The sequence below is a fragment of the Agrobacterium sp. K11 genome, from assembly GCF_059429395.1.
The window spans coordinates 352,133-364,387 of sequence record NZ_JCAHRB010000009.1 but is presented as its reverse complement, the minus strand read 5'-3'; the positions used below and the strand labels follow the sequence as shown (position 1 = coordinate 364,387).

Annotated in this window: 10 protein-coding genes; 8 read left to right on the top strand and 2 right to left on the bottom strand. The window is 58.2% G+C overall.

The window, feature by feature from the left end:
• Positions 1-80: 80 nt before the first annotated feature.
• Together arfB and AC5SEO_RS18245 are read right to left on the bottom strand one after the other, a co-directional pair.
• On the bottom strand, positions 81-515 hold the full coding sequence (arfB, locus tag AC5SEO_RS18250; RefSeq protein WP_019565930.1) for an alternative ribosome rescue aminoacyl-tRNA hydrolase ArfB: 435 nt from the start codon (positions 513-515) through the stop codon (positions 81-83).
• A gap of 112 nt (positions 516-627) precedes the next feature.
• Positions 628-2,238 (bottom strand): phosphoenolpyruvate carboxykinase, encoded by a 1,611-nt coding sequence (locus tag AC5SEO_RS18245; protein ID WP_003516305.1) that lies wholly within the window; start codon positions 2,236-2,238, stop codon positions 628-630.
• A 339-nt stretch (positions 2,239-2,577) separates the two neighbouring features.
• On the opposite strand from AC5SEO_RS18245, the gene chvI reads away from it, so the two are divergent.
• From chvI to tsaE, 8 genes are all read left to right on the top strand, one after another.
• Positions 2,578-3,306 carry a two-component system response regulator ChvI gene (gene chvI, locus AC5SEO_RS18240; protein WP_003516307.1) on the top strand — a complete coding sequence of 243 codons (729 nt, stop codon included), beginning with the start codon at positions 2,578-2,580 and terminating at the stop codon, positions 3,304-3,306.
• Between the two features lie 52 nt (positions 3,307-3,358).
• Positions 3,359-5,149, top strand: a complete 1,791-nt coding sequence (chvG, locus tag AC5SEO_RS18235; protein WP_035252357.1) for a two-component system sensor histidine kinase ChvG — start codon at positions 3,359-3,361, stop codon at positions 5,147-5,149.
• Positions 5,139-5,603 (top strand): HPr kinase/phosphorylase, encoded by a 465-nt coding sequence (locus tag AC5SEO_RS18230; protein WP_003516316.1) that lies wholly within the window; start codon positions 5,139-5,141, stop codon positions 5,601-5,603. Before chvG ends, AC5SEO_RS18230 begins: the two co-directional genes overlap by 11 nt.
• Before the next feature lie 125 nt (positions 5,604-5,728).
• The gene (locus tag AC5SEO_RS18225) at positions 5,729-6,130 is read left to right on the top strand and encodes a PTS sugar transporter subunit IIA (RefSeq protein ID WP_003516318.1); all 402 of its coding nucleotides are present in this window, start codon (positions 5,729-5,731) and stop codon (positions 6,128-6,130) included.
• A gap of 12 nt (positions 6,131-6,142) precedes the next feature.
• Positions 6,143-6,418: an HPr family phosphocarrier protein gene (locus AC5SEO_RS18220; RefSeq protein ID WP_003516321.1), complete on the top strand. Its 276-nt coding sequence runs from the start codon at positions 6,143-6,145 to the stop codon at positions 6,416-6,418.
• Positions 6,419-6,547: 129 nt separating this feature from the next.
• Positions 6,548-7,948 (top strand): adenosylhomocysteinase, encoded by a 1,401-nt coding sequence (ahcY, locus tag AC5SEO_RS18215; RefSeq protein WP_003516323.1) that lies wholly within the window; start codon positions 6,548-6,550, stop codon positions 7,946-7,948.
• Positions 7,949-8,156: 208 nt separating this feature from the next.
• The gene (locus AC5SEO_RS18210) at positions 8,157-10,739 is read left to right on the top strand and encodes a sensor histidine kinase (RefSeq protein ID WP_003516327.1); all 2,583 of its coding nucleotides are present in this window, start codon (positions 8,157-8,159) and stop codon (positions 10,737-10,739) included.
• Positions 10,736-12,241 (top strand): tRNA (adenosine(37)-N6)-threonylcarbamoyltransferase complex ATPase subunit type 1 TsaE, encoded by a 1,506-nt coding sequence (tsaE, locus tag AC5SEO_RS18205; protein WP_495363906.1) that lies wholly within the window; start codon positions 10,736-10,738, stop codon positions 12,239-12,241. The genes AC5SEO_RS18210 and tsaE overlap by 4 nt, the downstream gene beginning before the upstream one ends.
• Positions 12,242-12,255: the final 14 nt, after the last annotated feature.

Genomic DNA, 12,255 nt, shown 5'->3' with positions numbered 1-12,255 from the left:
CCTCCTTGGTTGTAGGAGATTTACCAGACGATATCTGAAGGTCTATGACAAGTGCGAAACATTTTGCCGTCCAGCGCGACCTAGTCGCCTGATGGCTTGCCACGCATTTTCTTGACATCCGACCGGCCGGATTTCGCCTTGAGGCGGCGCTCGACGGAACCCTTGGTCGGCTTGGTGGCCTTGCGCACCGGCGGCGGCGGCGCTGCCGCTTCAAGGATCAGTTCCTTCAGCCGTTCACGCGCGTCTTCGCGATTGCGCTCCTGGCTTCGAAACCGGCTCGCCTCGATCATGAGCACGCCTTCTTTCGAAACACGCCGCCCGCCCAGACGCAGCGCATTCGCCTTCACCCGTTCCGGCAGGGAGGGAGAATTGGCGATGTCGAAAAACAGCTGAACCGCCGTCGAGACCTTGTTAACATTCTGGCCACCCGGCCCGCCGGCCAGCACGAATTGCTCCGTCAGCTCCCAGCCGGCGATGGTAATTCGGTTGCTGATGTAAAGCGGGGCGCTGGCCATGTTTTTTCTCCGCGCCGGTGATGCCACAGATCGAGAAAAATGAAAACAAGGCACGAAACGAAAGAACCCGGCACAAGGCCGGGTTCCCCTCCTCCTCATAAACGAGGCTTATTCATTCTGCCGCGAGCAGCAGTCCCGGTGCTGCATCGCGCACCTTGCTGTCGACGTGATCTTCGAACTTGGTGAAGTTCGTAACGAACATCGACACAAGCTTCTTCGCCTGCGCGTCGTAAGCTGCGCCGTCGGCCCAGGTCGAACGCGGGTCGAGGATCGCGGCATCGACGCCTTCCAGCGACAGGGGCACGGCGAAACCGAAATTCGCATCGGTGCGGAATTCGGCACCCTTCAGCTCGCCGGTGAGGGCTGCCGTCAGAAGCGCGCGGGTCGCCTTGATGGGCATACGCTTGCCGATGCCGTAAGCACCGCCGGTCCAGCCGGTGTTGACCAGCCAGCAGTCCACGCCATGCTTGCCGATCAGCTCACGCAGCAGGTTGCCGTATTCCGCCGGGTGGCGCGGCATGAAGGGTGCGCCGAAGCAGGTGGAGAATGTCGCTTCTGGCTCAGTCACGCCCTTTTCCGTGCCGGCAACCTTTGCCGTGTAGCCGGAAAGGAAGTGGTACATGGCCTGTTCCGGCGTCAGCCGGGCAATGGGCGGCAGCACGCCGAAGGCATCCGCAGTCAGCATGATGATGGTCTTCGGATGACCGGCAATGCCCGTTTCCGATGCATTCGGAATGAAGTGCAGCGGATAGGCACTGCGGGTGTTTTCCGTCAGCGAGTTGTCGTTGAAATCCGGAACACGGTTTTCGTCCAGCACGACGTTTTCGAGAACGGTGCCGAAACGGCGGGTCGCGGCATAGATTTCCGGCTCAGCTTCGGCCGACAGCTTGATCGCCTTGGCGTAGCAGCCGCCTTCGAAATTGAAGATGCCGTGTTCGCCCCAGCCGTGCTCATCGTCGCCGATCAGCGTACGCGACGGATCAGCCGACAGCGTGGTCTTGCCGGTACCGGACAGGCCGAAGAACACGGCGGAATCACCCTCGGGACCAACATTGGCCGAGCAATGCATCGGCATGACGCCCTTGGCCGGCAGCAGGTAGTTCAGCACAGTGAAGACCGACTTCTTGTTTTCACCGGCATAGGAGGTACCGCCGATAAGGACGAGACCATTGGTGAGATCGCAGGCGATGACGGTTTCCGAACGGACGCCGTGACGCGCCGGATCAGCCTTGAAGCTCGGCAGATTGATGATGGTCAGCTTCTGTTTGAAGCCTGCCAGTTTCTCCCGCTTCGGGCGGATGAGCAGGTTGCGGATGAACAGCGAATGCCAGGCAAGCTCAGTGACGACACGGGTCGACAGGGCGTTCTCTTCATCGGCACCGCCGATCAGATCCTGAACATAGAGCGTCTTGCCGGCGGCGTGCGCAAGCATGTCCTGACGCAGCAACTCGAAGTTTTCCGGCGACAGCGGCTTGTTGTTGTCCCACCAGATAGTGTCTTCGGTGGAAGCGTCGCGGACGACGAATTTGTCCTTCGGAGAACGGCCCGTATGCTGACCGGTAACGGCACGAAGTGCGCCATCCGCCGTCAGCTCGGCTTCGCCATTGCGGATCGCCTCTTCGTACAATTCGCTTTCGTTGAGGTTATAAAAGACGCGGGAGGCCTCGCCCAGTCCGAGTTCCGCAACTCCATTGGCAGGATTATGAACCCCAAGCTCGTTCATGACGCGTTCCTTGTAAATGACGATAAGGCCGTTGAAATTTTCACGGAAAATACGTGGCGGCTTTTAGAAACGCAAGAGTGAAACTTTAAATAACTTAGTGATTTCAATATATTAATCGATTTAAAAGATTTTATTTCTTTTTAAATCGGTTGAAGACGCATTAGAATCCAGCTGCGGCGTTTTCCCGGAATTGGCCTAGTCACACCAGGCGATTTGGTTGTGAGTTTTCCTTTGCCACAATTTGTTCCACCTTTATACTCATGAGAGTGGCTCGCGGCGCGCAACCTTGGCTGGGTGGATGTCGGGAGTTACGAGAAAATGACGATGGAGACCAACTACATGCAGACGATCGCGCTTGTCGACGACGACCGGAATATTCTCACTTCGGTATCGATCGCGCTCGAAGCCGAAGGCTACCGGGTCGAAACGTATACGGACGGCGCCTCCGCGCTTGACGGACTGATTGCCCGTCCGCCGCAGCTCGCCATTTTCGACATCAAGATGCCGCGCATGGACGGCATGGAGCTTTTGCGGCGTCTTCGCCAGAAATCGGATATACCGGTTATCTTCCTGACCTCCAAGGATGAAGAGATCGACGAATTGTTCGGCCTGAAGATGGGTGCTGACGATTTCATCACAAAACCCTTCTCGCAGCGCCTTCTGGTGGAACGCGTCAAGGCCATCCTGCGCCGCGCCAGCAGCCGCGAGGCTTCCGCTGCGACCGGCGGCAGCACGCTGAAGCCGACGGCTGATCAACAGGCGCGCACGCTCGAACGCGGCCAGCTGGCCATGGATCAGGAACGCCACACCTGCACCTGGAAGGGCGAGCCGGTGACGCTGACCGTTACCGAATTCCTTATCCTGCATTCGCTTGCACAGCGGCCAGGCGTGGTGAAAAGCCGCGACGCGCTGATGGATGCGGCCTACGACGAACAGGTCTATGTTGACGACCGCACGATCGACAGCCACATCAAGCGCCTTCGCAAGAAGTTCAAACTGGTCGATGGTGACTTCGATATGATTGAAACGCTTTATGGCGTAGGATATCGCTTCCGCGAAGCGGCTTGAACGAGCCGCAATCGGGAGAGACCACCGGAATTGTGGTGGCGAGGACATAGACTTGTTGAAGAAAACGCCGGAAACCGTCTCGGACAGTGACGATGCCGAAGATCGCGGCAGCGAACGCCGCCATCGTATCCATCCGCTGACGATCGTCCGACGCATTTTTGGCAATGCGGTGTTTTCCAGCCTCACGCGCCGCATCCTTTTCTTCAACGTGGCCGCGACGGTCGTTCTGGTCGGTGGCATTCTCTACCTCAACCAGTTCCGCGAGGGGCTGATCGATGCGCGGGTGGAAAGCCTTTTGACGCAGGGCGAGATCATCGCCGGTGCCATCTCGGCCTCCGCCTCGGTGGATACCAACTCCATCACCATCAATCCTGAAAAGCTGCTGGAATTGCAGGCGGGGCAAAGCATCACGCCCGCCCCCAATGACGAGGACTTGAGTTTCCCGATCAATCCGGAACGGGTGGCGCCGGTGCTGCGCCGGCTGATTTCGCCGACACGGACCCGCGCTCGGCTTTTCGATGCCGATGCCAACCTGCTTCTCGATTCCCGCCATCTCTATTCACGCGGCCAGGTCCTGCGCTTCGATCTGCCGCCGGTGACGCCGGAAACCCAGACCTGGAGTGAATGGTTCACCAGCATGTTCAACCGCATGCTGCAACCGAGCAGCCTGCCGCAATACAAGGAAGCGCCAGGTGGCGACGGCTCGATCTATCCGGAGGTGATGAATGCGCTGACCGGCGTGCGCGGCGCAGTCGTTCGCGTTACCGAAAAGGGTGAGCTGATCGTTTCGGTCGCCGTGCCGGTGCAGCGCTTCCGGGCTGTGCTCGGGGTTCTGCTCCTTTCCACGCAGGCCGGCGATATCGACAAGATCGTGCATGCGGAGCGCCTCGCCATCATGCGCGTGTTCGGCATCGCCACGCTCGTCAACATCGTACTTTCCCTGTTGTTGTCCTCCACCATCGCCACGCCGCTCCGGCGGCTTTCGGCGGCTGCGATCCGCGTGCGTCGCGGAGCGAGAACCCGCGAGGAGATACCGGACTTTTCGGCGCGTCAGGATGAAATCGGCAACCTTTCCATAGCGCTTCGTGAAATGACGACGGCGCTCTACGACCGTATCGACGCAATCGAAAGTTTCGCCGCCGATGTCAGCCACGAGCTCAAGAACCCGCTGACTTCGCTGCGCAGCGCCGTGGAAACCCTGCCGCGTGCCAAGACGGAAGAGTCCAAACAGCGGCTGACCGAGATCATCTTCCACGATGTCCGCCGCCTCGACCGCCTGATCAGCGATATTTCGGATGCCTCGCGGCTCGATGCCGAACTGGCGCGTGTCGATGCATCGCCGCTGGATCTCGACGTTCTTATGAAGGGTCTGGTGGATATCTCCCGCCAGATCAGCACAAAGAAAAAGAGCGTGGCGATCGACTATGTCGCCGACCGGAAGGCGGGAGCCAAAACCTCCTTCGTCGTGAACGGTCACGATCTTCGCATCGGGCAGATTGTCACCAACCTGATCGAGAATGCGCGCTCTTTCGTTTCCGAGGAAAGCGGCCGCATCACCGTGCGCCTTTCCCGTCACAAGGACCGCTGCATCGTGCAGGTGGAAGACAATGGCCCTGGCATTCAGGCCGAGGATATCGACCGGATTTTCGAGCGCTTCTACACCGACCGACCGGCAAGCGAAGGTTTCGGCCAGAATTCCGGCCTTGGCCTTTCCATCAGCCGCCAGATCGCCGAAGCCCATGGCGGCAGCCTCAGGGCAGAAAATGTCGTCGACAAATACGGCGTGATATCAGGCGCGCGCTTCACCCTGTCGCTGCCGGCGGCCGAAACCCATGAACGCTGAACGCTTCAACCTGCACGCAACCGCCATTGTCGTTGACAACACCGGCATTCTCTTCACCGGACCGTCCGGCAGCGGCAAAAGCGAGCTTGCTTTCAGCTTTCTGACGGAGGCGCAACGGTGCGGATTGCCGGCGGCACTGATCGCGGATGATCAGATTTTAGTGTATCGCGACGGCGAAAACATTATCGCCGAGCGGCCGGAAGCGATTGCCGGACTACTCGAGTTGCGCGGCAGCGGCATCGTTAACGTCAACAGCGTCCCGAGCGCCGGACTAAATTTCGCCGTTACGACAGTTCTTTCACCGGAAAATCCAAGACTTCCGGAAGATGACGAGGTGTTGTTGCTGCCCTGCGGCGGGCATCTTCCGCTTCTGCGTATTCCGCTTTCCAGTCTTACGCCCTATGGAAAATTTGCTGCACTTGCTCAAAATCTTTTTAAAACGAACGTGAAGTGACCACGATTCAGGCGATTTTAGGCTTGCGATTCGCATTTTCCTCATCAAGATGAAATCCCACCGATGGACAGGATTGCCGCGTTGCGATAGTCGGCAATGAGAGTGCGTGTGCAAGGGAGCATTTCATGATCGGACTAGTGCTTGTCACCCATGGCAAGCTGGCTGAGGAGTTTCGCCATGCGTTGGAGCATGTCGTCGGTCCCCAGAAATTGATCGAGACGGTTTGTATCGGTCCCGAAGACGACATGGATCAGCGCCGGCAGGATATCATCGACGCCGTTACGCGCGTCAATGATGGAAATGGCGTCATTATTCTGACGGATATGTTCGGTGGTACACCGTCCAATCTCGCCATCTCCGTCATGAACAACGGCAATGTCGAAGTCATCGCCGGGGTCAATCTTCCCATGCTGATAAAACTCGCAGGCGTTCGCAGCGAAGACAACATGGACAAGGCGCTCCAGGACGCATCCGACGCCGGTCGCAAATACATCAACGTCGCCAGCCGCGTTTTAAGCGGCAAATAAGAAGTCAGCCCCATGTCGCCTCACTCCCGGGAATTGCCGATCATCAACAAGCGCGGTCTCCACGCCCGGGCATCTGCAAAATTCGTGCAGATGGTCGAGGGTTTCGACGCGACTATTACGGTGTCGAAGGACGGAATGACCGTTGGCGGCACCTCCATCATGGGCCTCATGATGCTGGCGGCCAGCCCAGGATGCAGTGTCTATGTCGAGGCGAGCGGCAACCAGGCGGAAGAGGCGCTCGCCGCACTTGAGGCACTTGTTGCCGACCGCTTCGGCGAAGAAGCCTGAGCCCACCCCCATATAAAGACATAAAGACTTCTTTATATCGTTATTGCCAGATCGTTTTTGGCCTGCTAAACCGCTGCTACGTTTAAAAGCCGGGCCAGCAGGCATGGCATTTCTGATCTGGAGAACTTCATGAGCCTTGAGAAGGACTACATCATCGCCGATATCAACCTTGCCGCATTCGGCCGCAAGGAACTGGACATCGCCGAAACCGAAATGCCTGGCCTTATGTCCTGCCGCAAGGAATTCGGCGAGAGCAAGCCCCTGAAGGGCGCACGTATCACCGGTTCTCTTCACATGACGATCCAGACCGGTGTCCTCATCGAGACGCTGAAGGAACTGGGCGCGGACATCCGCTGGGCGTCCTGCAACATATTCTCGACGCAGGACCATGCCGCAGCAGCCATTGCAGCGGCCGGCATTCCTGTTTTCGCGGTCAAGGGTGAGAGCCTGACGGAATATTGGGAATATACCGACAAGATCTTCCAGTGGACCGATGGCGGCCTCTCCAACATGATTCTCGACGATGGCGGCGATGCCACCATGTACATTCTGCTCGGCGCGCGCGCCGAAGCCGGTGAGGACGTTCTTTCCAACCCCGGTTCGGAAGAAGAGGAAATTCTTTTCGCGCAGATCAACAAGCGCCTCAAGGCTTCCCCCGGCTGGTTCACCAAGCAGCGTGACGCGCTGAAGGGCGTGACGGAAGAAACGACGACTGGCGTTCATCGTCTCTACGATCTCGCCAAGAAGGGCCTCCTGCCTTTCCCGGCCATCAACGTCAACGACAGCGTCACCAAGTCCAAGTTCGACAACAAATACGGCTGCAAGGAATCGCTGGTAGACGGCATTCGCCGCGCAACCGACGTGATGATGGCTGGCAAGGTTGCCGTGGTCTGCGGTTACGGCGACGTCGGCAAAGGTTCCGCCGCCTCGCTGCAGGGCGCTGGCGCCCGCGTGAAGGTCACGGAAATCGACCCGATCTGCGCGCTTCAGGCCGCCATGGACGGTTTCGAGGTCGTTCGCCTGGAAGATGTTGTGTCTTCCGCTGACATCTTCATCACCACCACCGGCAACAAGGACGTCATCCGCATTGAGCACATGCGCGAGATGAAGGACATGGCAATCGTCGGCAATATCGGCCATTTCGACAATGAAATTCAGGTCGCTTCGCTGCGTAACCTCAAGTGGACAAACATCAAGCCGCAGGTCGACATGATCGAGTTCCCGAAGGGCAACCGCATCATCCTGCTGTCCGAAGGCCGCCTGCTGAACCTTGGCAATGCCACAGGTCACCCTTCCTTCGTCATGTCGGCGTCGTTCACCAACCAGGTGCTGGGCCAGATCGAGCTTTTCACCAAGCCGGGTGAATACAAGAACGAAGTCTACGTGCTGCCGAAGCACCTCGACGAAAAGGTTGCACGCCTTCATCTCGAGAAGCTTGGCGTGCGCCTGACCGAACTTTCCGACCTTCAGGCTGATTATATCGGCATCTCGAAGCAGGGTCCGTTCAAGGCAGAACACTACAGATATTAATTTCATAGTTAATATCCACTGAAATTACACAATATGTAGATGCCGTGCGCTTGACAAAGCGCGCGGCATCTTTTTTGCGCGCTCCCTTTCCGCAGATTTATGAAGACGGTATTGTCATCGAACTTGATTCGGACACGCCAAAGGGCGGCGGGGACGAAATGGGATGTCTTGTCGAAGATGCGGCACATAGGACGGAGACAGACCGGGGATGACGGTTCACAATTCGGATCTGCGAGAGCAGACAGTTCAACGCGTTGAAAACACGCATGCTGGCGTGGCATTGGGCGCGGCCATGGCGCGTTGCCGGCTGGCGATCAGTGCTGTGCGGACAGGCTTTTCGCGGCTTCCCGTCCTGATGTCCGGCACGGTTCTCGCCGGTTCTGCAAATGTGGCGCTGGCGCAGGACGGTCTTGTCGCAAAGACCGGCGCGCGGCTGTTTTCATCCGGAGAAACCATCACCTATTCGCTTTTTGTCGGCATGCTTTCGGCAACGCTGTTTTCCGTCGTTTGGCTGGTGCGCCAGCGCGGTAATATCGAGGCGGAGAGCGGTGAATACCGCAAGGCGCTGGCAGAATCCCACCACAAGATCGCGAAATACGAGGCGCTTATCTCCGACAAGAGCCGGCGCATCGTCATCTGGGACGGCGTGGACAAGCGCCCCGAATTCCTGGGGCAACTGCCCGTAGAGACGGGCGCACCGCAGGCGGATCACGATTTTCTGGCCTTCGGGCGCTGGCTGAAGCCATCATCCGCGAGCCAGCTTGAAAAATCCCTCGAAAAACTTCGCAGCCACGCACAGAGTTTCGATCTGACCATCGAGACGCAGCGCGGCGAAGTCATTGAAGTTCAAGGCCGGGTTTCCGGCGGCAATGCCTTCGCGCGGTTCGTCGCCCTCAACAACCTGCGCGCCGAACTGGCCGAATTGCAGGTGGAGCGCGAGCGCCTGATCGCCTCGGTCTCCACCTTTCAGGAACTTCTCGATTCGATCGAACAGCCCGTCTGGCGGCGCAATGGCGAAGGCGAACTCATATGGGTGAACCACGCCTATGCGCACGCTGTGGATGCGCGCGATGCCGAACAGACCATTCAGGAGAAACGTGAGCTTCTGAACACCGTTACCCGGCAGAAGATACGTGCGGCCGCTACTCCGAGTTCCCCCTACCACGATCGCATTTCGACGGTGGTTTCCGGAAACCGTACCTTCTTCGACGTTGTCGATATCAAGACGGCGGGCGGTTCTGCAGGCATCGCCATCGATGCTACCGAAGCGGAAACCACCCGGGAGGAAATGAAACGGGTTCTGAAAAGCCACGCCGAAACGCTGGATCATCTCGCAACGCCCGTCGCCATTTTCGACGGCCGGCAGCGGCTGCAATTCTACAATCAGGCCTTTGCCACCCTGTGGGGCTTCGATCTGGTTTTTCTGGAATCCGGCCCCGATAATTCCGAGCTTCTCGACAGGCTGCGCACCGCCGGCAAATTGCCCGAGCAGCTGAACTGGAAAAACTGGAAAGAGACGGCACTCTCCGTTTACCGCTCTCTCGATACCAAGACCGATCTGTGGCACCTGCCCAACGGCCAGACGTTGCGGGTTATCGCGACCGCCCACCCGCAGGGTGGCGCGACATGGGTCTTCGAGAACCTGACCGAACAGGTCGATCTGCAGATGCGCTACAACACCTTGGTGAAGGTGCAGGGCGAAACCATCGACCATCTGGCCGAAGGTGTCGCCGTGTTTGGTGCGGACGGACGTATTCGCCTTTCCAACCCGGCATTCAGGGCCCTCTGGGGCGTTACCGCCGAGCAGGCGGAAACTGGAACCCATATCCGCGCCGTTGAGGCCGCCTGCACGCAATCCTACGACAAGCCGGATGGCTGGCGCTCTTTCAGCCAGTTCATCACCAGCTTTGACGATGAACGCCCGTCGAGACAGGGAACGCTGGAGCTACTCTCCGGCCTCGTCTTAGACTACGCCATTATTCCGCTGCCGGATGCGCAGACCATGCTGACATTCGTCAACATGACTGACAGCGTGCGGGCCGAGCGGGCGCTCAAGGAAAAGAACGACGCACTGCTCAAGGCCGACGAGCTGAAGAACGACTTCGTCCAGCACGTCTCTTATGAATTGCGCTCGCCGCTGACCAATATCATTGGCTTCACCGATCTCCTGAAGACCCCGGGTATTGGAGAATTGACGGACCGGCAGGCAGAATATCTCGACCATATTTCCACCTCTTCCTCGGTTCTTCTGACCATCGTCAACGACATCCTCGATCTCGCGACCGTCGACGCGGGCATCATGCAGCTGAACTATTCGGAAAACGATCTCAACGAATTGCTCGATGACGTTTCGGTGCAGATTGCCGACCGGCTACAGGAAAGCGGTATTTCGCTCGAGATCGTCGCACCCGCGCATCTCGGTAGTCTGGTGGCGGATCACCAGCGCCTGAAGCAGATCCTCATCAAGCTCCTCACCAATGCAATCAATTTTGCGCCGGAAGGGTCTTCCGTTCAGCTTTCATGCCAGCGCAGCGAGGGTGACTTCCTGTTCTCAGTGGCGGACAAGGGACCGGGTATCCCCGAAGACATGCTCAAAGCCGTGTTTGACCGCTTCGAGACGCGCGGCAACGGCGGGCGGAGGACCGGCGCTGGCCTTGGCCTTTCTATCGTGGAGAGCTTCGTCAGCCTGCATCACGGCACTGTCAGCATCGACAGCCGGCCCGGCAACGGCACCATCGTCACCTGCCGCATTCCTTCGGGCGTGCACCCGCATTCCATCGCCGCAGAATGAGTGACGATATCCTGCCGATCACCCTTTCCCTCAATGGGGAAAAGGACACCATCCGGTTAGGCGAAGATCTGGCGCTGGCTTTGGGAGCTGGCGATTGCCTCGCGCTGATCGGAGATCTCGGCGCGGGCAAATCCACCCTCGCCCGCGCCTTTATCCGGGCGATGGCGGATGCACCTGATCTTGAAGTTCCAAGCCCCACATTCACGATCATCCAGACCTATCCAACACGTATTCCCGTTGCCCATCTTGATCTGTACCGACTGTCTGACGTCTCGGAACTGGACGAACTCGGCATCGACGAGATGCTGGAAGACGGTATCTGCCTGATCGAGTGGCCTGATATCGCCGCCGAAATCCTACCGCCAAACCAGACCATCAGCCTGCGGCTGGAACACTCCGGTGACGGGCGTCGGGCTGTAATCGATGCTCCCGCGAAACAGAAAGAACGGCTTGAGCGCGTTTTTGCCATTCGCGATTTTCTTGCGAAAAATGGCAAGGGCGATGCGACCCGCCATTTTCTAAGCGGCGATGCTTCCACACGCGCCTATGAGACCATTTCCACCGATGGTCCGGACCTTATCCTGATGGACTGGCGACGCCCTTTGAGAGGTGCGATCGTTGCTGATGGCAAGACCTATGCGGAAATCGCCCATCTTGCCCAGAATGCCCGTTCCTTCGTGGCGATCGGCAATTATCTGCGAAATAGCGGCTTTTGCGCGCCTGAAATACTGGCGGCGGATACCGATCAGGGCATTCTCCTCCTGGAGGACCTCGGGCGGGAGGGGGTGCTTGCGCCCGACGGAACGCCGATTGAGGAACGTTATCTGCAAAGCGTCGCCTGCCTCGCCGCCCTTCATAAAGCTCCGGCACCGCGCAAGCTGCCAGTTGATGACGGCAGCACCTACGAAGTGCCTCCTTTCGATCGACCGGCGATGAAGATCGAGGTGTCGCTGCTGGTGGAATGGTATCTGCCCCACAAACGCGGCAAATCACTGTCCGATACCGAGAAGCGTGACTATTATGCTCTTTGGGACGGCCTGATAGACGCGCTCAGTGGCTGCGAAAGCGGGCTACTTCTGCGCGATTTCCATTCGCCGAACATTCTCTGGCAAGAGCATAATGCAGGCATCCGGCAAGTCGGACTGATCGATTTTCAAGACGCGATGATAGGCCCGACGGCCTACGATCTCGCCTCCATCGTGCAGGATGCGCGGGTTACCATTTCGCCCGAACTGCAGGAACGCCTGCTTTCGCACTATCTCTACATTAGACGAGACGAGCCGTCCTTCGATGAGGCGTCCTTTCTCAAGGCTTTCGCCATCATGTCGGCGCAGCGCAACTGCAAACTGGCCGGTATCTGGGTAAGGCTGTTGGAACGCGATGGCAAACCCGGTTATATGAAACATATGCCAAGGACGTTTCGCTATCTTTCCGCAGCGCTTTCGCATCCCGAACTGGCACCGCTCAAAGACTGGTGCGTCCACATGGGCATGGAATTTTAAAGACTGAAAGACGG